This is a genomic window from Paenibacillus phoenicis (assembly GCF_034718895.1).
In the GTDB taxonomy this organism is placed as follows: domain Bacteria; phylum Bacillota; class Bacilli; order Paenibacillales; family Paenibacillaceae; genus Fontibacillus; species Fontibacillus phoenicis.
The window spans coordinates 589,577-611,071 of the sequence record NZ_JAYERP010000001.1 but is presented as its reverse complement, the minus strand read 5'-3'; the positions used below and the strand labels follow the sequence as shown (position 1 = coordinate 611,071).

The window sequence follows — 21,495 nt, the reverse complement described above, 5'->3', positions numbered from 1 at the left end:
AATGTATTATAAGCAGCAATGGTCTGTCCGGTCACACTTGTAAGGAATAATTTTTGGGCTTGTCCGTCTTAGATTAGACGCCTTCCTGATCCAAATACTTCAGCACATTTGCCGAAAAATCCTGCAAAGCCTCGGGCAGCCGCCCCCTTAGTCCTTCGACCTCTTGGCGATCCCAAGCAAAATATTCCTGAACTAACGGTTTCCGCAGCCGAACCAGCTCGATGAGCGTAGCGTGCAGTTTCGCATCAATTACGGTTTCATCCAAGAGGATGTCAACAATGTCTTCATAGCTGCTGGCGTCACGCATGATAAACCCGTCGATTAAATAGCTGCCGACGTCCGTCACGATTTCCAGAGCCAAATGCAACGCCCGCTCCTCCGCATAACGCCCCAGCAGGGATGAGCTTGCCTCCGCCGATTCACGAAGGGCTTGCAGCAATTCCGGCAGCATGTCCAGTCTGCGTTCGATTTGTTCCCGGTTTACATAATACACGGGGGTTCCCTCCTTCGGTCCAGCCTAAAATTCGAAATCGACTGCGACCTGGCTCTCACGTACTTCGTTCATGTGCTCAATCACTTTCTTGTGCTCCGGATGAACTTGATATCCTTCCAAATCCACAAGCGAATCAAAGGTAGCAATGAGCGCAATGTCATAGGAACGGGGGGAACGGATCACGTCGGTGCCAACCTCAAGGCTTCTGAGCTGCTCCACTTTGCCCTGCATGCCGCGCAGCACTTCAACCGTACGTGCCACATTTTCCGGGGATGCATCCTTCAATTTAAACAATACGATATGCTTGATCATAGTTCATCCTTCTCCTTATTAACGATTCCGTATCTCATTTCAGCATAACATAAAGGGTATCCGCCGGAAAGTAAGCCCCACCCGAAACTCTATCAATCTAGCTTCATATGATATATTGTCTCATTTACTAGAGACGAGAATCAGAGGGAAAAGAGGTGAATCGCAATGACCCTCCTGCGCTTTCTGCTAAATGAACCGCTGCGAAGGCGAATTCGCCTGCTGCAAGCGGAACTCGAGCTGCTAGCCAGCCGGGTGGAGCATCTGGAGCAGGCGCTTGAGGCCGCCTCCTTCCCGGATTCGGCGACCCGGCAGCAAATGAAAGCCTCGATCGGACTCAGCATCACTATTGAGACGACGGGCTCCGTCATACAAGGCACATTGGTCACCGTGCATAACGATGCCCTGGAAATGATCGATGAGTCAGGTCGGCAGGTGATCGTCCCGGTCGCCAAAATCACGAGCATCAAATTGTAAACCGCGTGAAACCGGCGTGGTCCTCCCATTCGGTAACCGGGATGGCTGGATGGGAGGAGGAACACATTTTTTTCGCTGAAGGGATATTGACAGCTTGACTACGTTTTTATACAATAAAGAAGTCGCTCATACGGGGCCTTAGCTCAGCTGGGAGAGCGCATCGCTGGCAGCGATGAGGTCAGGGGTTCGATCCCCCTAGGCTCCACCATACATACAAATATAACAGTCCATTCGGGGCTGTTTTTTTAATTCTGTGGCGAAAAACGCCCTGAGGATCCTGATTCACGATCAGGAATCCCGGGGCGTTTTTTTCCTCACTCCGTACGAAAGCGTGTTAGCGATTACCGCGCCATTGCCATAGAGTTTACTTCCCCTCAAAAGCCCGTTGCAACTCCGAGAGGTCAAACTTCTTCATCTTCAGAAACGCCTGCGTCACTCGATTCCGTTGTTCCAAGGTTCCCTGGGTCAGCATCTCATCCAAGGCGGACGGAGTGATTTGCCACGAGAGGCCATACCGGTCTTTGAGCCAACCGCATTGTTCGGCCTCAGGAACGGCGGAGAGACTTTCCCAATAATGATCAATTTCCTCCTGCGTGTCGCAATTCACCAAGAAGGAAATGGCTTCGTTGAAGACGAACCCATGAGCGTGCGCACTGTCCATCGCTGCAAACCAGGTATTCTCCAGCATAAAATCGGTGAACATGACCGCCCCTTCCCGGTCCGGTTCTTGTCCGGGGCCATACTTCACGATCGTGCCCGGTTTCGCATTCCGGAAGACGGAGAGATAAAATTCACGTGCTTCTTCCGCTTTGCCACAGTTATCCTCTGTGAACATCATGGACGGAACAATCGGTGGACGCGGCTCCCCCTCCGGATTCGTTAACATCAGCTGCCACGTAACCCCGTACTTGTCCTGAATCCAGCCATACCACTCGCTGAAGGGGTATCGATCCAACGGCATGAGCGCAGTCCCGCCGTCAGACAGCTTGTTCCACACTTCATTCAGCATTTCTCTGGCGTTAGGGTCTCTAGAAGGGTCGAAATTGACGATGCACGAGATCGACGGATTTAGCTTGAAGTACGGTCCAGCCGAAATCGCCATAAACGGAAAACCCCAAACGGTAAACGAAACCATTTCGGAATCACCCGAAGGGGTATCGTTTAGCGTCGTAACCCCCGTGATTCGGGACTCCGGAAATACGGAGCAATAGAACTCTGCGGCCTCCTTCGCCTGTTTATCGAACCATAGATGCAAGCTGATGGATGTACTCACCTTTTTCCTCCTCTGCATGAATAAGGATATTCTTCTTCATTCTAACATAGTTCATTCCCCTTGGCCTGCGGGTGCTGATGAGTGCTATGAGTGCCTAGAGGTGACTTTGAGTGCCTACGGGAGCATCCTTTACCTCCTAGTGCCTGCCGGTGCTTTCTTTTACCCCCGTGGGTCTGCGAATCCCCTCCGATTAACCGCTAACGCTTGCCACAGATCTTATTTGCTCCAAAAAGGACACTTTGCGATTCTAACGCTTACTACAGAGCTTATTCCTCTGTTTCCCCCTATTTTTCTCGATTTTCACCTTAATAGAGTGTCTCATCGTCGTTAGAATTTTTTCGAGAGCAAATTTGCCTTAATAGCGTTGCTCACAAGCGTTAGAGTTAGTGTTATGTTAGCACCAGTAATCGCATTAGCACCAGCAACAGCATCCACATCAACAACAGCATTCGCACCAACAATAGATTCCACACCAGCAACAGCCTCAGCACCAGAAGTGGATTTAGAGCTAGCCTTAGCCCCAGTTACATCCTGCCATCAGAGCGCCTTGCCCCTAACGCGCGTTCGGAAGCCGGAACGTTCGATACCGTTGTCTCCCGCCTACGACCTCCAGCAACTTTCGGTTGTGCATAGCATGCAGAATTGCTCGTGTATGCTGCTTGGATAGACTGAGATGATCCGCGAGCTCTGCCGGCGTAAAGGGGCGCATCAGTCGTCTGGCAAACCTCAAGGTTTCCGCTTCGGCCCAATGAAGGTTAGAAGGTACGGCGTTGGACAGGAACTTACCAACAAAGGATAAGACCAGCTGCTTGCAAACTCCCGGGTCTTCCCGAATGGATAGATAGGCAATCGGTAGGAACAACCAATCGTCTAACGCCAGCAGAGCTTGCTTCATACACAAATCCTTAAACCGCCCGGCCTCGATATCCCGAGCATGGCTTCGATAATCCTGAATCTCGATACATCCTTTGGCGTTGCCCGGTCGATAGGCCAAATCGAGGTAGCGGAAGCCATTATTAAAGTCGCGAACCTCATACTCAGGATAGAGATCATTGAGGTTTCCAATGGCGGGATACCAAATGTACCGCAGAAAATCCGTTGTCCCCCGGCTTAATCCCTTTTTAAGAAACTCCTTTCTTCTTGGGTTGGTCTCCTCGTCGATCTGCCGTTCCAGCCACTCCAAGTAAACATCATCGAACTCACTCATCATGCACACTCCCTTTCCGAGTCAATAAAAAAACCGCCCCGTTCCCCCTTGCTCCAAGAGCAAGTCAGATCGAAGCGGTATGTGCTTCATACCGAAACATTCATTATGGAAAATAATGTATCACAAGACATATCTTCAAGCAAGTCGTTGCCCGAATTCATCTCGCAGCATGTCCATGCAAAGACATCTTCACCAAATACCGTGGCCTCATCCAGGAATAAAATTTGCAGATGGGACATATACAATTTCCGCGACGACATGCCCACCGTTTTTTCGCACGGCTTCACTAATGGAATCGGCACGTACCGAGAATACGAACGTAGGCGTACGCTCGCTCGATTGCTTCCGCGACATCTGATTTGGATTCACGACCTGGAAGCTGACCTCGTAAAGGTCATCCGCTTTATCGATCCCCATGGCTAGCACGATCGAAAGTTCATTTAATTCATTGCGGTTCCAATAACCTGACAGCAGCAGGATCATCGCGAGGGATATGGGGACAAGAACAAATCGCTTTACCTGTCGGTACACAGGGATCATCTCCTTGATTTCTACGGTCCTTTAGCTCCAGGTTGGTAGGGAAAGCGAAGGATGGCATCCGATTGCTTCCGTGCCTTGTAGGGAGCGACGGGCGATAAATAAGGAACGCCAAAGGAGTGGAGCCCGCTTAAATGCACGACAAGCACAATAAAAGCGACGGTCAGCCCATAAAGCCCCAGGGTTGAAGCAATCGCCATGAACCCGAAACGCAGCATCCGGATCGGGATCGACATGGAAGAGGACGGAATGGCGAAACTGGATATGGCCGTAATCGCTACGACAACCACCATAACGGTAGAGACGATGCCTGCTTCGACCGCCGCTTGTCCTATGACGATAGAACCCACGATGGACACAGCTTGACCAATCGATCTCGGTATCCGCAGCCCGGCTTCCCGCAAAATCTCAAAAACGACTTCCATGATCAACGCTTCAAGGAAAGCTGGAAAAGGGACCCCTTCACGTTGGGCCATTAAGCTCAATAACAATACCGTCGGAATTAAGATACGACTGATAATTATCCTCGGCGGACTGAAGAAAGTCGACGAATAAGGTTGGGTCAAGGAGAACGAATGGCGTTCCGTCAATAAAGATGGCAATTCGGCCTTCCATTACGCCCGCTGCGATCGTATCTGGACGATCGGTGTTGTACAGCATAGGAAAAATCGTAAGCTTGTTATCCTGATTCAGAACTTCTTCAATATATTCGCCCTCCAGCACGCGATCCACCTGGAGGTTGTTTAGTTTTTCAGTCAACTTACTTACGATCTGTTGATCCGCTAATCCGTGCATGTACATGATAGCTAGCTCTGTTTTGGTTTTATCGCCTCCGTGAATGCGTCCTGAGGCCCCCGAATATTTGGATAGGCCTTCGATTCGGCAATCGCGCGTTCCTCTAACCCGGGAATTGAGACAATCAAACCATCCATATACCCATCGATCAGGATCAGCGCACCGCCAGACAACAATCCGTTGCACGCATCCTCATAGGTGGTCACTGAGCTAACGCCGCCGACGTTGACGACCTTGTCCTTAACCTGAGTTGGCGTCATCTTCCCGTCTGAGGAGGTCTCCAGAATCGGGCGAATCACATCCTGTTGCAAGAGTTGATTGTCGATAAGTCCTTCGATGTAAACGATAGCGAGTTGCGTACAGTCCGCCGGCAAAAGCTGACGGAACACGACATCCGAACTGTTCCCGAGAAGCTCGCGAAGACCTTCCAGGTTTTGCTGCAGTTGTTTCGATAAACTCGTCCGGTTGTTGCATGTCGCTAGCCCCTTTGTTCTGATGGAAGTAGTAAGAGTATGACCAAAATTTTCTTCTCCTACTCTAGAAGTCGGGCTCGTGGGTTGATATTGGGGAAGTCCAGGATTGACATTCCAAATTAAGCGGATATAATAATACAAAATATCCCACATTCGACGATTGGGAGAGTAGCTGGCTGTTCTAGTCCAAGCGAGCCGGGAGGGTGGAAACCGGTACAGGGCTTCCAGTGAAACGGACCCATGAGAATGGTTGCTGAACGTGAGTCGAGTAAGCAGCCACGGCCCAAGACCGTTATCCTTCAGAGTGGTTAAACATGAAGTTTAACAACAAGAGTGGTACCGCGAGCGCGTAATGCCTTCGTCTCTTTGATGAGATGAAGGCTTATTTTTTTGCCAGGGAGGAGTGGATTTTATGATCAGCAGTTGGATGAAAAAATATCTTGAATTGTCCGTACGACAAGTCCTTTCAAGGCTTGGCCACAGCACCGAGGAGCTCCCGGACATTGTGATCGAGCGGCCCGCCCGTGCGGAACACGGGGATTATTCGACCAACATCGCGATGCAGCTGGCCAAAACGCTGCGTCAACCACCGCTGCATATTGCCGCACAACTGAAGAATGAATTGGAACAAACCGGCCGGATGGAGGGGCTATTCCACCAGATCGAAACCGCGCCGCCGGGCTTTCTGAACTTCCGCCTGGATTGGAACGAATGGGCCCGCAAGGATTTTCAACTTCCGCGGGCAGTTCGCGAAAAGGTCGTGATCGAACATACTTCCATCAATCCGAACAAATCCGCTCATATCGGTCATCTAAGAAACGCCTGTATCGGCGACTCGCTGGCGCGGCTGCTCAAGAGGGCCGGATACCAAATCGAAGTGCATAATTACATCGACGATCTGGGTAATCAGTTGGCAGACACCGTCGTTGGGTTGCTGAATGTGGATCATCAGGCTGCCCACGTGAGATTCGGCGATTTCTGTTGGGACATCTATTCCCGGGTTAACAAGGAATACGATGATCAACCGTCGCTGTTGGAGCAGAGAACGAAGGTGCTGCAGGCGCTGGAAGCTGGAGACGGGAACCTGGCTTGGGTTGGCTTGCTTACGGCAGAGCGTATCGTGCGGGAGCATCTGGAGGAAATGAAGGCGTTTGGGATTGATTATGATTTGTTGGTCTGGGAGAGCAACATTGTCCGGCAAGGGTTCTGGGACACGGCCTTCCGTTTGTTGCAGCAGACCGCACTCTTCCATAAGGAAACGTCCGGTAAGCTGGAGGGCTGCTGGGTCCTGAAGCAACCTGCAGCAGAAGATGTGGAGTCTGAAGCCGAGCATCAGGCCGATAAGGTGCTCGTTCGGTCCAACGGAATTTTGACGTATACGGCCAAGGATATCGCCTATCATCTTTGGAAGTTCGGTTTGCTGGGGAACGATTTCAGGTACAAACCGTTTGCAGATGGGCTCTGGACAACCAGTGCAGAAGGTGTCGCCGCCGATTACGGCAAGGCAGATCTCGTCGTCAACGTGATCGACCACAGGCAAGCGTATCCGCAGGCGATGGTGAAGCAAGCGCTGGAGGCGTTAGGCTTCACAGCCCAAGCGGAGAAGCTGCGCCACGTCGGTTACGGCGTCGTATCGCTAAGCCCTGGCGCAGCCCGGGAGCTTGGCCTCGACACCTCGGACGGCAAAGCCTCGTACGCTATGTCCGGCAGACAAGGGATCGGCATCAAAGTGTCCGATTTGCTGGACCTTATGGAAGCGCAAATCGAAGCCAAGCGGTCCGATTCCGAAGGGTTGTCCAGCCGGCTGATCGCAGCAGCGGCGATCCGTTATTATCTGCTGCGATTCGCCTTGCCGACTGAAGTAGTATTCGACATTCAGCAGGCCACGGAAACCACCGGCAACACCGGCGTTTATCTGATGTACGCGCATGCCCGGGCCGCCAGCATCTTAGCCAAAGCCCAAGCCGACGGGCTCCCTCGGATGGAGTCGCTGCCGGAGGACATCGCACCGCAGGAACGTGCCGAACACGCCCTGCTGAGGCAAATCGCAGCATGGCCGGATACGCTGAGCACTGCGTGTGAGGAACTTTCTCCTACACCGATCTGCCATTTCGCGTATGAGCTCGCCACCTTGTTTAATCATTTTTATACCGCCTGTCCGATCCTAAAAGCCGAGCCCGAGCGGCAACCCTACCGTCTGTGGCTTACTGCGAAATTTAAGGAGACCATCGCGGAGGCGCTGGATGTCATCGGATTGCCGGCTCCGGATCGCATGTAAGCAAGGCAAGTGTTTCGCCAAGCAAAAAAGAGGCGCGACCGGATCAACCGGCCGCGCCTCTTGCATGGGCGTTCTAACCGCCACTCGTGCAACGATCAAACGTTTCGTTCTCTTTTGCGATAAGCCGCATAAGTGACAACAACCAGCACCGCCACCAGGAGGAGGGATAGCGCGACAATCCCCGCATGAAGGCCTTCTCCGTTTAAGATACGCTCATAGCTGAAGTATTTGAAGGGAGAGAGCACGTTCAGTGCGTTTAGCTGATCTGTCAAGTCCGTAAGTTTGGAAATCGCAAAGCTTCCCAGCAGGACCGCGTGAATCGCGACCGTCAGCTCAATATACAAAAACAGCATGGCAAAAAATCCACTGATCTGCGTGACTTCAAAAGAGCCGAATACTTGCTCATTCCGCTGACAACTAGCAAGAACATGCATACGCTCCAGATGATCAAGCCTCTAAGGTAGGCCTTAAGTGCGAAATATTTGAAGGGCGAGATGAAGCGGATCATCTCTTTGTCCTCCCCGCTTGCGAGCAAGGCGCCGATCAGATACAATCCGATGACCACGCCCAGCGATAACGGAAGGACGCTCCGGAGTTTGGCAAAAAACACGGACGACGCCATACCAATCGCCAAAAACATCAACTGAACAAAAAATAACGTCATATGGATCAGCAGAAACAGCTTTTGGCTGAAATCCTCCGTTTTGACTCCGTTTGCGATGAGAAACGCTGCTGCATAGAAGACGATATTCGTCGCGATCAGGAGGAGCATCGCAGCCAGCAGCTTGGAGCTGACGATCTTGGCCCGCGGTAATCCTATCCAAATCAATGCCTAACATCGCTTGAACGGATTCCGGATAACTGCCAAAGCAGCTTTTTGAAATCTTCGGCATCGCTCGCTAAGCTGGGATAAATCGATAAGTAGAGGGCGGCCAAGGCGATCATCTCCAAGGTCCAGACGAAGGCCGATTTCCTCAGCGACTTCAACTCATGCATGACCATATTCATGACGGCCTACTCCTCCTTCACGTAGTAATGCAGGAAGATTTCCTCCAGATCGGGCTCCACAATCGAGATGTTGATTAAATCAACGGTAGCGATTCGTTGCAGCAAACGCGTTTAGGCTGCCTTTAAACATGAAGCTGGCCGAAGATCCCCTCAGTTCAAGGTTGCTGACGCCATCCAGCTTCTTAAAGGCGGCCGGATCGATGTCGGACTTGGCTTCCAGGCTGACTTTCTTGTAGCTGTTATCCTGCAAGTCGCTCATCTTCTCCTGCTTGATGATCCGCCCTCCTTAATGAAGGCGACACGGCTGCACATCTTCTGGACTTCGCTCAGAATATGGGACGAGAAAAACACGGTCGCCCCTTTCCGGTGCTCCTCCGCAATCAGCTCGAAGAAGGTCTGCTGCATCAGTGGATCCAGGCCGCTGGTCGGATAAATGAGCCCAAGCAGCGTCCGAATCGTCGTTGACTTCCCCGCCCCGTTGGGACCGATAAAGCCAAAGATCTCCCCCCTCCTCCACCTGAAGGTTCACGTCAGTAATCCCTCTGGCCTTGCCCTATCGCTTCGTGAGGTTTCTTAATTCGATCACGCCCATGGAACCCCCTTGTGATTTCCTCGATATCGAGTTTGTTCTCCCTGGACATCTGGTTGGTGAACCCCTCCGCCATCTAAGTCAACATGTTCATGAGAAGCTTCAGATCAATGCCTTCCTCGTATAGTATCTTTAAAAAGCTCTTTTAGGTTCATTTCCATCCCCCCGGGGGATGGAAAACAGCCTCCAAATTTCCAGCTTGTTCTTTGAAAATTCCATCAGGGACTGGACTTTCCGGTATGCCTCTGGACAATGGAACGTAGGGTCCATTCGGGGAAATCCTTCTGCCTCCAGTAGCATCGTCTACTCCTTAAGTCTGTTTCTCCGGTACGCGTCTGAGCTTCTTACCCGCTGGCTGTTCCCTTCGGCATCCCATGCCCGGTTTTAGCAGATCCGGGGCAGCTCATGGCCCGAAGTGTGTCCTCATACGCGAGGGTGATAGATCTGCGCGTGCGCCGGAGGCATCCCGGAGCGTCCATTCCCTGAATCCCTAGCGAAAGGAGGAATTTCACTTGAAGCTTTTTGTCGGTATTGACGTGAGCTCGCAAGAGCTCGAAGCGTGTTTCATGAACGCTGACGGTGACAAGCTTGAGACACTCACCGTCAAAAACAATTTGAATGGCGCCTCGCACTTGCGTGACCAAATCGTCGCTGCAGCGGACAAGTTGGCCGTCACCGAGATTCACATCGGCTTGGAAGCCACTTCCGTCTACAGCTGGCACCCTGCCATGTACCTGCATCAGGATCCAGCGCTTCGAGAGCGCAAGGCCAAGGTGTTCACCTTGAACCCCAAGCTCATCAGCAAGTTCAGAGAAGCCTATGCGGATATGGACAAGACCGACCGGCTCGACGCCTGGGTCATTGCGGATCGCCTGCGCTTCGGCCGCCTGACGACCACCATCGTCATGCAGGAGCAGTATGTCGCCCTTCAACGCCTCACGCGCATGCGTTTCCACTTGGTCCATAACTTGGCTCGCGAGAAGCAGTACTTCTTGCAGAACCTGTTCTACAAGTGCAATGCGTTTACAACCGAGGTCGACAGCTCCGTGTTTGGCCATGCGCTCATGGAGATGCTCTCCGAGAAGTTCAGCCTCGATGACATCGCCGAGATGGACGTGGCCGATCTGGCCGACTATCTGCGGGACAAGGGACGCAATCGTTTCCCCGATCCCGAGCGGGTCGCCCGCTGCATTCAGCAAGCTGCCCGCGCCTCCTATCGGCTGTCCAAGGTCGTGGAGGATTCGATTGACCTGGTGCTCGGCACCTCCATCGAATCCATCCGCAGCATCCAGAAGCAGCTCAAGGATCTCGACAAAGCGATCGAGCGGGTCCTCGACGGCATTCAAGGCGCTCAGTGCTTGCTGTCAGTGCCCGGCATCGGCAAAGTCTATGCAGCCGGTCTGCTCGGCGAACTCGGCGATATTGAACGGTTCAAGGATCAAGCCGCCGTCGCCAAGTACGCGGGTCTGACGTGGCGCAGGCACCAGTCCGGCGTCTTCGAGGCGGAGGACACCGCCCGCATCAAATCCGGCAACCGATTCCTGCGCTACTACCTCGTTGAAGCTGCCAACTCGGTTAGGATGCGCGATGAAGAATTCGGTGAATATTACCGGAAGAAGTATCACGAAGTGCCCAAGAATCAACACAAACGCGCCCTCGTCTTAACGGCAAGAAAACTCGTGCGTCTGGTCGATGTGCTGCTACGCAGCGGCCAACTCTACACGCCTCGAAGGAAGGTGAATAGCGCCAAGGATTAACGCCTCCTTTGCCTTAGTCCTTCACGAATTCCCAGTAAAAATCTGGTATCTGACATGGTTTTTGGCTGGGTTTGGTTTGATGCGCCCTTTTTTCGTGACTCCGCGCTCAACAGGCACGGGAAATTTCCAATTCGATTAAATCAACAGCTTGACATCATACCGCTGGACTTAAACTTCGATTCATCCACGCCGGTCAAAGCGATCCGGTTCCGAACCTCCTCCCCTTTGGCCAAGATCGCCTTAATTTCCGGATGAACCTCCTCATTCGTTTCAAAATAAACGCTGGTCAAGAAAGACAGTAACGCCGGATGCTTATCGATCATCGCGACCTGATGTTCGCGGCTTGTTTGATTCGCTCGAAGAAATCCGTCACCGTGTGATCGTATTTCGCATACTTCCGTAAACCGATTCGGTCAATATTTATTCGTGGAGTTTTTTTGAATAAATTGCTCCTTCGGCAAGTATGTTTTACTGGAAGGGATGTACACAGTATTTTTTTAATGCGTTAAACCATCGGGTTGAGCTCAAAACCCGAATAAGACTACTTACCAGGGAGGGATCACAGCATGGCATTTATGAAAAAAAGAAGTTGGGCCATCGCTTCCATGTTGTTGTGTACGGCTTTAGGCGGGGCGCTGCTAGCCGGGTGTTCCGGGTCGGGCGACAAGTCGGGCAGCTCCGGAAAAACGACGATTACGGTGACCTATCGGGATGACGGAGCCGGAGAAAAAGGCACGTTGTACCGTTGGTTGACAGAGATCGCTGCCGCTTACCCGAACAAGGATGTCGAGATTAAACCAGCACCGATTCAAGCCTCTGAAGGGGACTATTTTGCGAAAGTCGCCTTGTCTCTGAAATCCATAGACACCGCTCCGGATATCGTGACGGAGGACACATTCATCCTCAATTCGGACGCCAGCGCCGGTTATCTGGAACCACTGGATGAGCGGCTGAAGGACTGGGAGGATTGGTCGAACGGCTCGTTTATCGAGGCGATGAAGAAAGGCGTTACCGCCAGCGACGGCAAAGTGTATGGCGTACCGTACAACACGGATTCCCGTGGCTTTTGGTACAACAAAGAGATCTTTAAGCAGGTCGGCCTTCCCGAAGAGTGGACGCCGAAGAACTGGGAGGAAGTGCTTGATGCGGCTCGCACGATTAAGGAAAAAGCCCCGGACATCGTCCCGATCTGGATGAACATGGGCAAGGCGACTGGGGAAGCCACCTCCATGCAGACGTACGAAATGCTCCTTTACGGTACCGGCGAACGACTGTATGACGATGCAAGCGGAAAATGGATCATCGAAAGCCAAGGTATCTTGGACGCATTAGGGTTTATTGAAACCGTAAACAAGGAAAAGCTCGGACCGCCGCTCTCCAAGGTTCTGAACGGGCAGGCCGGTAACACCGCTTCCCGTGAATATTTGCCTCAAGGCAAGTTGGCCATCTCCCTCGACGGCTCCTGGATTACCGGCAACTATCTGGAAACCGGTGCTTCCCCATGGCCGGAATACAAGGATGTGCTGGGCTTTGCTCCGATGCCGACGAGCCAAGGTCAGGCACCGGGGACCATTACCCTTGCCGGTGGTTGGGCGCTGTCCATTCCGAGCAACGCCAAGCATAAAGACGAAGCCTGGGAGTTTATCAAATACGCATTAAACAAAGAGAACAGCAAGAAGCTCGTCACCTCCTCAGGGAATATTACTGTGCGAGCCGACGTCGCCAAAGATCCGGAATACACGCAAATGCCGTTTAACGAAATCGCTACGGAATATCTGCAGAACGCCGAGTTCCGGCCTGCTCAGGATAAGTACCCGGAAGTATCGACACAAATTCAGACGATGGTTGAATCCGTCGCCACAGGCACCTCCCCCGCAGAGGCAGCTCAAAAATACGCCCAAGACATCACCCGCATCGTAGGCGAGGACGCTGTCATAAGAAAATGACCAATCATAACAAGCGGCAAAGCAATGCCTTCCGGAAGGAGAACGAACCATGAGCAGCATGACGGCTGAAGGATATTCCAGAAAACGAAATACGTACACGTGGCTGTACTTCTTGCTCCCTTCGATTGTGATAATGCTGGTGTTTTTTATCACTCCGGTCTTCCTTACTTTCTTCTATTCATTTACGAACCTGGCTTTAACGGGGGAATCGGCAAGAGAGTTAAAATTCGTTGGGTTTGACAACTATCTTCACATGTTCAAGGACCCGACGGTCAAGATCAGCATTTGGAACACGCTGGTCTTCCTGTTTGGCTCCGCGGTGATTGGCCAGCAGCTGCTCGGCTTATTCATCGCCCTGCTGATGAAGCGCAGAAACCGGACGTTCCGGCGGGTGATCGGCACGATCGTCCTCGCCGGCTGGGTAACCCCGGAAATCGTCTGTGCGTTGTGCTTGTACAGCTTCTTCGGCGACGAGGGGACGCTTAACTCGATCATCACCTCATTGGGGATTCCGGCAGTCACCTGGCTGTATACCGTTCCGATGCTGACGATCATCCTCGCGAACATCTGGCACGGCACCGCCTTCTCAATGCTCGTCTTTCAAGCGGCTCTCGACGACGTGCCCAGCGAGGTGGAAGAAGCGGCGGTGGTCGACGGAGCTTCGAAATGGCAGGTACTGATTCGGATCATCATCCCTTATATCAAAGATTCGTTTATGACCAACATGATGCTGGTCACGTTACAGACGTTGGGCGTGTTCGGTTTGATTTATGCCATGACCGGCGGAGGCCCGGGAACGTCTACGACCACACTGCCGATCTTCATGTACAACCAAGCCTTCGTGAACTATCAACTGGGGTACGGAACCGCGATCTCCTTGCTGCTTCTGCTCATCGGAATCGTGCTTAGCCTGTTCTATACCCGCTCGTTGAAATAGTCCAAGAGCAAGGAGAACTCCTTATGAACGCAAAACAACGGAAACTCATCTACCGGATCTTGCCCTATACGATCCTCACGATCATCGGCATCTGCTTCGTCTTACCCTTGCTTTGGGTGATGGTTGCTTCGGTTGATCCCAATGCCATGCAGACGCTGAAAATGCCGCAGCGGATCACGGCGGATAATTATATCAACGTGATCACCAGCCGCGAGAACCAGCGCGCTTTCCTGATCGGTTTGATCATGTCGCTGGGGCAGGCGCTGCTCGTCGTCCTCTTGGCACTGTTAGCCGCCTATCCGTTGTCCCGTTATCAAATGAAATACAAGAAGCCGTTTATGTTGACCATCCTGTTTATGACTTCCTTGCCGATTACGGCGGTGATGGTCCCGGTCTACCAGCTGTTTCTAAGTTTGAAGCTGTATGACCAAATCTTTGGCGTTATCCTGTTCTATGTAGCTTCATCCATGCCCTACGGCATTTGGATGCTAAAGAACTTCATGGATTCCGTCCCTCTGGATCTGGAGGAAGCGGCATGGGTCGACGGGGCCTCGGTATTTACGGGGATTCGCAGAGTCGTAGCGCCGCTGATGGTGCCGGGCATTTGCACGGTGGCCATCTTCACCTTCTCGGGCAGCTGGGGGAACTTCTTTGTCCCGTACATTTTGCTGCAAAATCCGGAGAACTTCCCCGCTTCCCTGAAGTTATACCAGTACTTTGGTCAATACGGGATGATTGAATACGGCAATCTTGCGGCCTTCTCCATCCTGTATGCGATCCCGTCCATCGTGCTGTACATCTTGTCCCAGCGGTTTATGTCCAAGGGGTTTGGTTTACAAGGGGGAACGAAGGGGTGACTTCCACCATTCGTCCGATCAGGACATCCGGCTCCACAATCGTTAGAGCTTTCCCATACGGAAGCAAGTAGTAAGGCACATAGGTATGCAAGGAGGCGTCCTCCAGAGATTCCGGCAATAACTGGAAATAGTTGCTGCTTTTGTGACCGCCTGGCCCAGTTTAGGCGAGGGGCTCCATCCCTGGCTCGATCCACGATTCGTAGGTTGGCCCGTAAATATCAGGAACTCGCAGTCCCGCCTGACGCATCAATACCGTCATTTGTCCCCGATGATGCGCCTGATGCATCAGCGTAAACCGGAGCGATGCCCCGTTTGACCAGGGTTCACCTTGCGATCTCCGTTGTGTTCAGGAGCTGCTCGTCCGTCCATTGCGTGCGGATCGCCTCGATGAGTGCCCCGCTGATCCGCTGGTACTCCTCTGCGATTTGCGCCGCTGCCGGGGCTTTAGAGCAATTGTCTAACAAATGCAAAAATGAACAAAGGCCCTGCTGCAGCAGGGCCTTTGCATGAGGTACTATTCAATTAAAAGATAAACGCTTTGGAAACAATGACCAGCAGGATGAAGAGAACCAGAATCGTCCCTGTGGAAGTCCAGAAACCACCATAACCTACGCCACCTACGCCATTTTCATATCCCGACATTGATTTTCCCTCCTTTTTAAATATAGAACATCATATTACAGTTCGTTAGCGAACGATCGGGACATTCGCGGAGAGAGGCAAAAATGGGTATACGTTCACCAGGTACCCATGCTGAATATGAGACGGCGGCTCTAGCCTAGCTCACGCCTAGTCAAGCCAATAGCCATTTGCATAAGATGAAACAAGTAGATTTAAAAGCAGGTGGTGTTCTTGGGAGGAAAAAAGAGGCGTCAATACCAAAGAATCCAAGAAAATGACCTATCCTCGGACGACTTGGCCATTATCGGTGCCGGGTTCACCGTGCTTGGGGATCTTTTCGATTTGCTCTCCCTGTTGAAGCTGAAGGAGGAAAAGGGGCAGAACGGCGGTGATACTGAGGAGACGCTGCTTGACGAGTTCATCTTGCACCAAAGCAAACCCGAAAATAAAAATAAAAAGCGGAAATAAATAAAGGCGCCGGAGCCAGCTCCAGCGCCTTTGAGGTATTACCGGGACAACTTGGCTACCTTCAGCCTCCATCGCCGCCATTTCAAATACACGAGCACCAACAGCAGCGCGCCCAGCCCAATAAAGAAAAACTTTAAATATTTCTCCACCAGGTCGATGGCAACTTGCCACTGTTCGCCAAACACCAATCCGATGCTTACAAAAACAGTCACCCAGAGCGCTGCTCCTGTGTAAGCATACAAGGCAAAGGTTCGAAAAGGAATGCGCATAATGCCAACAAAGTAACCAAAAAACTGCCTTACACCCGGCACAAAGAAACTGATAAGCAGCATTCTATTGCCGTATTTCTCGTAGACCCGCCTCGTTTTGTCCAAATGTGAGGGCTTGACCATAATCCACTTGCCATAGCGTTCGATCAACGGCACACCGACCCGATGTCCGACGAAATAGGTAATCGTCACCCCGATCACCGCCCCAGCATATCCAGCGAAGAGTGCCGGCAGGAAACCTAGCACGCCTTTATATGCCAAATATCCCGTATAGGTCAGAGTCGTTTGACCCGGAGGCAGCGGCAGCGCGATAAAGTCGATGGGAAGTCCGAGCAGCAGAACAAAATAGCCGTAATGCTCAAACATCCTTTCAATCCAATCCAATACGTCCATTATCCAAATCTCCTTTAGCCATTGCAGGCGCTGCCCACGCCAATCAGTCCACTCTTTATGTTATCAGTATATACGGAGATTTTCCAATCTAAAAGGGACCGCGAACGGGGCGGTTCCCCGCCCCGGGTCCAGCCCTGTTCCTAGGTGGCAAAAGGAGAGACGTATCTTATCCGAACCGGCCGCTGATATAATCGTCTGTACGTTTCTCGGACGGATTGGTAAAGATTTTACTCGTATCGCCGTACTCAACCAGCTCCCCCATGAGGAAGAACGCCGTTTTTTCCGACACCCGAGCCGCCTGATGCATATTGTGCGTGACGATGATAATGCAGTATTCCTGCTTCAGCTCGGCGATCAGCTCTTCAATTTTGGCACTGGATACCGGGTCCAGGGCCGAGGCCGGTTCATCCATCAGGATGATGCTTGGATTGACCGCAATCGATCGGGCGATGCACAGTCTTTGCTGCTGGCCGCCGGACAGGGCCAAGGCGGAGCTGTGCAGTCGGTCCTTCGTTTCGTCCCAAAGGGCCGCTTTGGTGAGCGATTCCTCAACGATCTGATCCAGCTTCTTCTTGTCCCGAATCCCGTGGTAACGCGGTCCAAAAGCGATATTTTCATAGATGGACTTATGGAACGGGTTTGGCCGCTGCCATACCATGCCGATCTTTTGGCGCAGCAGCACGACATCGGTCTTCGGATCATTGATATTGTCGTCCCCGATCCAGATTTCCCCCGTGATCTTCGCCCCGCGGATCAAATCGTTCATCCGATTCAGGCTGCGCAGGAATGTGGACTTGCCGCAGCCCGAAGGGCCAATCAAGGCGGTTACCTGCCGGGAAGCGAAATCGAGCGATATATTTTTAACGGCTTGTTTCTCTCCGTAATAGACGCTTAAGTTTTTCGTAGATAGTTCAATATTTGACACTTGGCTTCGCCCTCCTATTTCGTCGCCGTAAATTTCTTGAGCATCACGCGTCCGAGCCAGCGAGCCAGCAAGTTAAACACCAGCACGGTCAAAATCAGGACGGCCGACGCACCGGCGGCAATTTCAGGCGCATCCGGCGCCAAGCCTTCGGAATTGATCTTCCAGATATGAACCGCCAGCGTCTCCGCCGGACGGAACGGATTCAGCGGGGACGTAGGGCTCAACGGATTCCAGTTGCTAAAGTCGAGCCGCGGACTGCTCATCCCGGCCGTAAACAACAGGGCAGCTGCTTCGCCGAACACGCGGCCCGCCGCCAGGATCGTCCCGGTCAGAATCACCGGCATGGCGATCGGCAGCATCACCGATTGGATCGTTTTCCATTTGGACAAGCCCAGCGCCAAGCTGGCTTCCTTTTGCGCCTGCGGCACGCTGGCTAACCCTTGCTCGGTAATCCGCACCATCAGCGGCAGGTTAAAGATCGTCAAAGCTAACGCCCCTGAGAACAGGGAGAAGCCAAAGCCAAACAGGTTCACGATCACGAGCAAACCAAACAAACCCACGACAATCGATGGAAAAGAGGACAATACCTCAACGATCAAACGGATAAAATCGGTGATTTTCCCCGGTTTAGCGTATTCGCTCATATAGACCCCCGCGCCGATACCGAGCGGAATCGTGATGATCATGGTCAAGACCAAGAGGAACAAGGAATTAAACAATTGCGGGCCAATCCCGCCACCTGCCTTAATCGTTTCAGGAGGTGACGTGAGAAAATCGAAACTGATATGACCCAGCCCCCGGACTAAAATAAAGCCGAGTAACCCCGCCATAATCAAGACAATTAAGCCAGCTAAAGCGATAATAACAACTGTTGCGATTTTGTCGACGGTTTTGGCGCTCATCGTTTTGCTCTCCTTTCCAGCCAACGCACGATAAAGACGAATACAAACGTCATCAGCATCAAGATTAGTGCCAGCGTCCAGAGGACGTTATTCTGCGTCGTGCCCATGACCGTATTCCCCATGCTCAGCGTAATGACGCTGGTCAAGGTCGAGGTGGATTCAAAGAGCGAGCGCGGGATATGCGGCGCGTTCCCGATAACCATCTGCACCGCCAGGGCTTCCCCGAAAGCCCGAGCCATGCCGAGTACAACCCCGGTCAGCAAGGACGGTAAGGTCGTCGGCAATACGGTCCGTGACAAGGTTTGCCAGCGCGTAGCGCCAAGGGCGTAGGAACCTTCTTTCAAGCCGGGAGGCAGGGCAGACAGGGCGTCGGTGGCGATCGAAGTGATCGTCGGCAATATCATGATCGACAGTACGGTCGCTCCCGCCAAGATCCCCAGACCTTGTCCCGGGAAAATATCTCTGTAAAAAGGTACGATGATACTAAGCCCCACAAAACCATACACGACCGAAGGTATCCCGGCCAGCAGCTCGATGACCGGCTGCAAATACTTCTTGCCGAACTTCGGCATAATTTCAACCATAAACAATGCTGCGCAAATGCCAAGCGGTGCTGCGATCAACGCCGCCAGAATCGAAGTGCTGAACGAGCCCAAGATAAACGGCAGGGCGCCAAACATCGGCGGCTCCCCATCCGGCTTCCAGTTCGTGCTGCCGAAAATTTCACCTAGTGAGATTCCGTCTTGAACAAAAGTGCTTAACCCCTTGGTTGCTACGTAATAAACCATCGAGAAGATCGTAACCACCAGCAATACGATACAAAATGAAGCGTAAATTTTGCCGGTCCATTCCTCGACGATATGCGGTTGTATTTTTTTTCTTCCGCCGGACTGAGCCATGAAACCTCTCCCTTTAAGAACAGCACAGAAAGAGGCAGAACCGTCCGCCTCTTGCCGCGCTGATATGATGTTATCGAATCTGCTGGTTATTTCTTCGTGATGTTGCCGTCAACATCGCGTTCCACTTGCATTTTGCTGATCGGAATATAGCCAAGCTCTACTACGTCGCCGTTGTCGCCTTGAACATCCGAGGAAACCATGTAGTCCAAGAAGGCTTTCACGACTTCGTTTGGCTCGCCTTTCGTATACATGTGCTCATAAGCCCATACCGGATAAGTTCCGTTTGCTACGTTTTCTTCCGTTGCGTCCACGCCTTCGTACTTCACAGCTTTGACCGTATCGTCAAGGTAGGACAAGGCCAGATATCCGATCGCCCCCGGCGTTTCGCCAACCAGTTTCTTTACCGTACCGGAGGAATCTTCTTGGATCGAACCTTGCAGGTCCTCCGTTTTCGTACCCAACGCGTATTTCTCAAATGTGGCGCGAGTCCCGGAGCTCGACGGACGGTTTACAATTTGAATCGCTTGGTCCGGACCGCCAAGATCTTTCCAATTTGTGATTTTACCCGTGAAAATTTGGACCAGTTGGTCTTTTGTCAAATTGTCGACAGTGATGTCCGGGTTAACGACAGCTGCCATCGCGACGACAGCAACTTGGTGGTCAACCAGTTCACCAGCTTGAGCCGCATCCAGCTTCTCTTCTGCGAAGACGTCGGAGTTCCCGATGTCCGCTTGGCCTCCGGAAACCTGCGTCAACCCGGTGCCGCTTCCGCCGCCTTGAACTTGTATAGAAACATTTGGATTTTGATCCATAAATTTTTTCGAAACTTGGTCTACCAAAGGTTGTAAAGCCGAGGAACCTACAGCCAAGATCGACCCGGAAAGTTCCGATGTCGCTGCATTACCCCCGTTGCTCGCGGATGCTTCATCCGCAGTGCTTCCGTTGGTGCCGGCCGTGTTGTTTGGTGCCGCGTTGTTTTGACCGCATGCTGCCAGCGCGAAGCTCAGCACCAAAGTCAAAATCAATAACATACTCTTTTTCATTGTTTAGGTTTCCCCCTTAATTGATTTACAGTTTGATTATAGAAAGCGAAGATCAATGCTGTGTTCTCGTTTTGTAAACTTTGTGTAAAATAAGAGGGCACCTTAGTCTTTAGGTTTATTCTATGCAAAAAATAAAAAAACACTCCCGCGCCGGCCGGCGAAGAGTGCTTGAGAAGTGAACTATTCCGTGACCCCTGTATTTTTGGACAGCAGGCCTTTGAGTTCTTTCATAAACATGTTGATATCTTTAAATTGACGATAAACCGAAGCAAACCGTACATATGCAACCTCGTCCACCGGATAGAGCTGCTCCATCACCAATTCGCCGATTTGCCGGCTCTCTACCTCGGCGTTCGCCGAGTGGCGCAAGGAACGTTCCACTTCGGATACGATGGATTCCAGCTGTTCGACGGAAACCGGACGTTTCTCGCAGGCTCGAATCAGACCTCGCAGCATTTTCTCCCGGCTGAATTCCTCGCGGCTTCCATCCTTTTTGATCACAATCAACGGCACTTCTTCCACCATTTCAAACGTTGTAAACCGCCGGTTGCATTTCTCGCATTCACGCCGGCGGCGGATCGAACGGTTCTCGTTCGCCGGTCTCGAATCAAGCACTTTGGTGCCTAAATAGTCGCAATAAGGACATTTCAAACTAGAACACCTCCCCTCTAAATGACGTCATCACGGCCTGTCTCACCGGATGGCAATAAATTACTGCAAATTCATGTGATTGAAATTCCTAGTCCGGCACATAATACTGTTACCAACCACAAGGAGGTGAACAAATCATGGCCCAAAATAATAACTCTTCGAACAACCTGGTGGTTAGACAAGCATCCGGAGCTTTGGATCAAATGAAATATGAAATCGCTCAGGAGCTTGGCATCTCTTTCCCACAAGACGGATATGCTGGTAACCTGACTTCTTACGAAAACGGTTCGATCGGTGGTTTCATCACGAAACGTCTGGTGACCCTGGCTGAACAACAGCTGGCAGGTCAATTCAAATAACCGATCAACTGAAGAGAGCATTGGCTGGC

General features: G+C 51.9%; 26 protein-coding genes, 1 tRNA gene, 2 pseudogenes and 1 other annotated feature. Of the genes and pseudogenes, 9 read left to right on the top strand and 20 right to left on the bottom strand.

Features of this window, described 5'->3' with window-relative positions; all coding sequences use genetic code 11:
- Positions 1-73 precede the first annotated feature (73 nt).
- Together U9M73_RS02845 and U9M73_RS02840 are read right to left on the bottom strand one after the other, a co-directional pair.
- Positions 74-493, bottom strand: coding sequence for a DUF86 domain-containing protein (locus tag U9M73_RS02845; RefSeq protein WP_009222723.1), 420 nt, complete (start codon positions 491-493; stop codon positions 74-76).
- A 24-nt stretch (positions 494-517) separates the two neighbouring features.
- Positions 518-805, bottom strand: coding sequence for a Dabb family protein (locus tag U9M73_RS02840; protein ID WP_323076203.1), 288 nt, complete (start codon positions 803-805; stop codon positions 518-520).
- A 165-nt stretch (positions 806-970) separates the two neighbouring features.
- On the opposite strand from U9M73_RS02840, the gene U9M73_RS02835 reads away from it, so the two are divergent.
- Together U9M73_RS02835 and U9M73_RS02830 are read left to right on the top strand one after the other, a co-directional pair.
- Positions 971-1,279, top strand: a complete 309-nt coding sequence (locus U9M73_RS02835; RefSeq protein WP_323076201.1) for a hypothetical protein — start codon at positions 971-973, stop codon at positions 1,277-1,279.
- A 132-nt stretch (positions 1,280-1,411) separates the two neighbouring features.
- A tRNA-Ala gene (locus U9M73_RS02830) sits at positions 1,412-1,487 on the top strand.
- A gap of 156 nt (positions 1,488-1,643) precedes the next feature.
- Here U9M73_RS02830 and U9M73_RS02825 read toward each other — a convergent pair.
- The 4 genes and pseudogenes from U9M73_RS02825 to U9M73_RS02810 all read right to left on the bottom strand — a co-directional run bounded on the left by U9M73_RS02825 (position 1,644) and on the right by U9M73_RS02810 (position 5,717).
- Positions 1,644-2,570, bottom strand: a complete 927-nt coding sequence (locus U9M73_RS02825; RefSeq protein ID WP_050769828.1) for a VOC family protein — start codon at positions 2,568-2,570, stop codon at positions 1,644-1,646.
- A gap of 535 nt (positions 2,571-3,105) precedes the next feature.
- The gene (locus U9M73_RS02820; protein WP_036646488.1) at positions 3,106-3,759 is read right to left on the bottom strand and encodes a transcriptional regulator; all 654 of its coding nucleotides are present in this window, start codon (positions 3,757-3,759) and stop codon (positions 3,106-3,108) included.
- Positions 3,760-3,966: 207 nt separating this feature from the next.
- Positions 3,967-4,290 (bottom strand): Ger(x)C family spore germination protein, encoded by a 324-nt coding sequence (locus tag U9M73_RS02815; protein WP_323076199.1) that lies wholly within the window; start codon positions 4,288-4,290, stop codon positions 3,967-3,969.
- A 20-nt stretch (positions 4,291-4,310) separates the two neighbouring features.
- Positions 4,311-5,717, bottom strand: a pseudogene (locus U9M73_RS02810) (spore germination protein).
- Positions 5,712-5,933: a binding site (T-box leader), on the top strand. Its footprint overlaps the pseudogene before it by 6 nt.
- Before the next feature lie 43 nt (positions 5,934-5,976).
- On the opposite strand from U9M73_RS02810, the gene U9M73_RS02805 reads away from it, so the two are divergent.
- The gene (locus tag U9M73_RS02805; protein ID WP_036646481.1) at positions 5,977-7,842 is read left to right on the top strand and encodes an arginine--tRNA ligase; all 1,866 of its coding nucleotides are present in this window, start codon (positions 5,977-5,979) and stop codon (positions 7,840-7,842) included.
- Between the two features lie 95 nt (positions 7,843-7,937).
- Here U9M73_RS02805 and U9M73_RS02800 read toward each other — a convergent pair whose 3' ends face one another.
- From U9M73_RS02800 to U9M73_RS02785, 4 genes and pseudogenes are all read right to left on the bottom strand, one after another.
- Positions 7,938-8,195, bottom strand: coding sequence for a hypothetical protein (locus U9M73_RS02800; RefSeq protein ID WP_323076198.1), 258 nt, complete (start codon positions 8,193-8,195; stop codon positions 7,938-7,940).
- Positions 8,171-8,671 carry a hypothetical protein gene (locus U9M73_RS02795; protein ID WP_323076197.1) on the bottom strand — a complete coding sequence of 167 codons (501 nt, stop codon included), beginning with the start codon at positions 8,669-8,671 and terminating at the stop codon, positions 8,171-8,173. The genes U9M73_RS02800 and U9M73_RS02795 overlap by 25 nt, the downstream gene beginning before the upstream one ends.
- Positions 8,668-8,850 (bottom strand): hypothetical protein, encoded by a 183-nt coding sequence (locus U9M73_RS02790; RefSeq protein ID WP_260070007.1) that lies wholly within the window; start codon positions 8,848-8,850, stop codon positions 8,668-8,670. The genes U9M73_RS02795 and U9M73_RS02790 overlap by 4 nt, the downstream gene beginning before the upstream one ends.
- Before the next feature lie 6 nt (positions 8,851-8,856).
- Positions 8,857-9,388, bottom strand: a pseudogene (locus U9M73_RS02785) (ATP-binding cassette domain-containing protein).
- 563 nt (positions 9,389-9,951) lie between these two features.
- On the opposite strand from U9M73_RS02785, the gene U9M73_RS02780 reads away from it, so the two are divergent.
- Entirely contained in the window at positions 9,952-11,196 is a 1,245-nt protein-coding gene (locus tag U9M73_RS02780) for an IS110 family RNA-guided transposase (RefSeq protein WP_016310842.1), read from the top strand.
- 140 nt (positions 11,197-11,336) lie between these two features.
- On the opposite strand, the gene U9M73_RS02775 is transcribed toward U9M73_RS02780, so the two are convergent.
- Complete coding sequence (locus tag U9M73_RS02775; protein WP_323076196.1) at positions 11,337-11,519, bottom strand: hypothetical protein; 183 nt, start codon at positions 11,517-11,519, stop codon at positions 11,337-11,339.
- A 252-nt stretch (positions 11,520-11,771) separates the two neighbouring features.
- On the opposite strand from U9M73_RS02775, the gene U9M73_RS02770 reads away from it, so the two are divergent.
- Genes U9M73_RS02770 through U9M73_RS02760 form a run of 3 tightly spaced genes read left to right on the top strand, consistent with a single transcriptional unit; the run spans position 11,772 to position 14,936 of the window.
- Complete coding sequence (locus tag U9M73_RS02770; protein ID WP_407673968.1) at positions 11,772-13,142, top strand: ABC transporter substrate-binding protein; 1,371 nt, start codon at positions 11,772-11,774, stop codon at positions 13,140-13,142.
- A 49-nt stretch (positions 13,143-13,191) separates the two neighbouring features.
- Positions 13,192-14,079 carry a carbohydrate ABC transporter permease gene (locus U9M73_RS02765; protein ID WP_009226776.1) on the top strand — a complete coding sequence of 296 codons (888 nt, stop codon included), beginning with the start codon at positions 13,192-13,194 and terminating at the stop codon, positions 14,077-14,079.
- Between the two features lie 23 nt (positions 14,080-14,102).
- On the top strand, positions 14,103-14,936 hold the full coding sequence (locus U9M73_RS02760; protein WP_009226775.1) for a carbohydrate ABC transporter permease: 834 nt from the start codon (positions 14,103-14,105) through the stop codon (positions 14,934-14,936).
- Positions 14,937-15,096: 160 nt separating this feature from the next.
- Here the strand turns inward: U9M73_RS02760 and U9M73_RS02755 are convergent, their stop codons facing one another.
- From U9M73_RS02755 to U9M73_RS02745, 3 genes are read right to left on the bottom strand one after another with little or no spacing between them, the layout of a single operon-like run.
- Complete coding sequence (locus U9M73_RS02755) at positions 15,097-15,222, bottom strand: DinB family protein (protein WP_232282365.1); 126 nt, start codon at positions 15,220-15,222, stop codon at positions 15,097-15,099.
- 37 nt (positions 15,223-15,259) lie between these two features.
- Positions 15,260-15,406: a hypothetical protein gene (locus U9M73_RS02750; RefSeq protein ID WP_260070005.1), complete on the bottom strand. Its 147-nt coding sequence runs from the start codon at positions 15,404-15,406 to the stop codon at positions 15,260-15,262.
- Between the two features lie 52 nt (positions 15,407-15,458).
- Complete coding sequence (locus U9M73_RS02745; RefSeq protein ID WP_198136240.1) at positions 15,459-15,578, bottom strand: sporulation protein YjcZ; 120 nt, start codon at positions 15,576-15,578, stop codon at positions 15,459-15,461.
- Positions 15,579-15,782: 204 nt separating this feature from the next.
- Here U9M73_RS02745 and U9M73_RS02740 point away from each other — a divergent pair, with 204 nt between their 5' ends.
- Positions 15,783-16,025 carry a hypothetical protein gene (locus U9M73_RS02740; protein WP_260070069.1) on the top strand — a complete coding sequence of 81 codons (243 nt, stop codon included), beginning with the start codon at positions 15,783-15,785 and terminating at the stop codon, positions 16,023-16,025.
- Between the two features lie 38 nt (positions 16,026-16,063).
- Here the strand turns inward: U9M73_RS02740 and U9M73_RS02735 are convergent, their stop codons facing one another.
- From U9M73_RS02735 to nrdR, 6 genes are all read right to left on the bottom strand, one after another.
- Positions 16,064-16,687, bottom strand: coding sequence for a DedA family protein (locus U9M73_RS02735; RefSeq protein WP_036646478.1), 624 nt, complete (start codon positions 16,685-16,687; stop codon positions 16,064-16,066).
- 166 nt (positions 16,688-16,853) lie between these two features.
- Entirely contained in the window at positions 16,854-17,612 is a 759-nt protein-coding gene (pstB, locus tag U9M73_RS02730) for a phosphate ABC transporter ATP-binding protein PstB (RefSeq protein ID WP_009226770.1), read from the bottom strand.
- 14 nt (positions 17,613-17,626) lie between these two features.
- Complete coding sequence (pstA, locus tag U9M73_RS02725) at positions 17,627-18,514, bottom strand: phosphate ABC transporter permease PstA (RefSeq protein ID WP_260070004.1); 888 nt, start codon at positions 18,512-18,514, stop codon at positions 17,627-17,629.
- Complete coding sequence (gene pstC / locus U9M73_RS02720; protein ID WP_323076194.1) at positions 18,511-19,413, bottom strand: phosphate ABC transporter permease subunit PstC; 903 nt, start codon at positions 19,411-19,413, stop codon at positions 18,511-18,513. Before pstC ends, pstA begins: the two co-directional genes overlap by 4 nt.
- Before the next feature lie 86 nt (positions 19,414-19,499).
- Positions 19,500-20,456 carry a phosphate ABC transporter substrate-binding protein gene (locus tag U9M73_RS02715; protein ID WP_260070003.1) on the bottom strand — a complete coding sequence of 319 codons (957 nt, stop codon included), beginning with the start codon at positions 20,454-20,456 and terminating at the stop codon, positions 19,500-19,502.
- Between the two features lie 180 nt (positions 20,457-20,636).
- On the bottom strand, positions 20,637-21,107 hold the full coding sequence (gene nrdR / locus U9M73_RS02710; protein WP_009226766.1) for a transcriptional regulator NrdR: 471 nt from the start codon (positions 21,105-21,107) through the stop codon (positions 20,637-20,639).
- A gap of 137 nt (positions 21,108-21,244) precedes the next feature.
- Between nrdR and U9M73_RS02705 the strand changes: the two genes are divergently transcribed.
- A complete protein-coding gene (locus U9M73_RS02705) occupies positions 21,245-21,466 on the top strand; it encodes an alpha/beta-type small acid-soluble spore protein (RefSeq protein ID WP_009226765.1) in 222 nt (73 codons plus the stop codon).
- The last annotated feature ends 29 nt before the right edge of the window (positions 21,467-21,495 follow it).

What these genes read in the sequence shown, in the direction of transcription:
- U9M73_RS02840 (WP_323076203.1), bottom strand. Translation starts at nt 805, where the DNA reads ATGATCAAGCATATCGTATTGTTTAAATTGAAGGATGCATCCCCGGAA.
- U9M73_RS02835 (WP_323076201.1), top strand. Translation starts at nt 971, where the DNA reads ATGACCCTCCTGCGCTTTCTGCTAAATGAACCGCTGCGAAGGCGAATT.
- U9M73_RS02825 (WP_050769828.1), bottom strand. Translation starts at nt 2,570, where the DNA reads ATGCAGAGGAGGAAAAAGGTGAGTACATCCATCAGCTTGCATCTATGG.
- U9M73_RS02820 (WP_036646488.1), bottom strand. Translation starts at nt 3,759, where the DNA reads ATGAGTGAGTTCGATGATGTTTACTTGGAGTGGCTGGAACGGCAGATC.
- U9M73_RS02805 (WP_036646481.1), top strand. Translation starts at nt 5,977, where the DNA reads ATGATCAGCAGTTGGATGAAAAAATATCTTGAATTGTCCGTACGACAA.
- U9M73_RS02800 (WP_323076198.1), bottom strand. Translation starts at nt 8,195, where the DNA reads ATGCTGTTTTTGTATATTGAGCTGACGGTCGCGATTCACGCGGTCCTG.
- U9M73_RS02790 (WP_260070007.1), bottom strand. Translation starts at nt 8,850, where the DNA reads ATGAATATGGTCATGCATGAGTTGAAGTCGCTGAGGAAATCGGCCTTC.
- U9M73_RS02775 (WP_323076196.1), bottom strand. Translation starts at nt 11,519, where the DNA reads ATGATCGATAAGCATCCGGCGTTACTGTCTTTCTTGACCAGCGTTTAT.
- U9M73_RS02770 (WP_407673968.1), top strand. Translation starts at nt 11,772, where the DNA reads ATGAAAAAAAGAAGTTGGGCCATCGCTTCCATGTTGTTGTGTACGGCT.
- U9M73_RS02765 (WP_009226776.1), top strand. Translation starts at nt 13,192, where the DNA reads ATGAGCAGCATGACGGCTGAAGGATATTCCAGAAAACGAAATACGTAC.
- U9M73_RS02760 (WP_009226775.1), top strand. Translation starts at nt 14,103, where the DNA reads ATGAACGCAAAACAACGGAAACTCATCTACCGGATCTTGCCCTATACG.
- U9M73_RS02755 (WP_232282365.1), bottom strand. Translation starts at nt 15,222, where the DNA reads ATGCATCAGGCGCATCATCGGGGACAAATGACGGTATTGATGCGTCAG.
- U9M73_RS02745 (WP_198136240.1), bottom strand. Translation starts at nt 15,578, where the DNA reads ATGTCGGGATATGAAAATGGCGTAGGTGGCGTAGGTTATGGTGGTTTC.
- U9M73_RS02735 (WP_036646478.1), bottom strand. Translation starts at nt 16,687, where the DNA reads ATGGACGTATTGGATTGGATTGAAAGGATGTTTGAGCATTACGGCTAT.
- pstA (WP_260070004.1), bottom strand. Translation starts at nt 18,514, where the DNA reads ATGAGCGCCAAAACCGTCGACAAAATCGCAACAGTTGTTATTATCGCT.
- pstC (WP_323076194.1), bottom strand. Translation starts at nt 19,413, where the DNA reads ATGGCTCAGTCCGGCGGAAGAAAAAAAATACAACCGCATATCGTCGAG.
- U9M73_RS02715 (WP_260070003.1), bottom strand. Translation starts at nt 20,456, where the DNA reads ATGAAAAAGAGTATGTTATTGATTTTGACTTTGGTGCTGAGCTTCGCG.
- U9M73_RS02705 (WP_009226765.1), top strand. Translation starts at nt 21,245, where the DNA reads ATGGCCCAAAATAATAACTCTTCGAACAACCTGGTGGTTAGACAAGCA.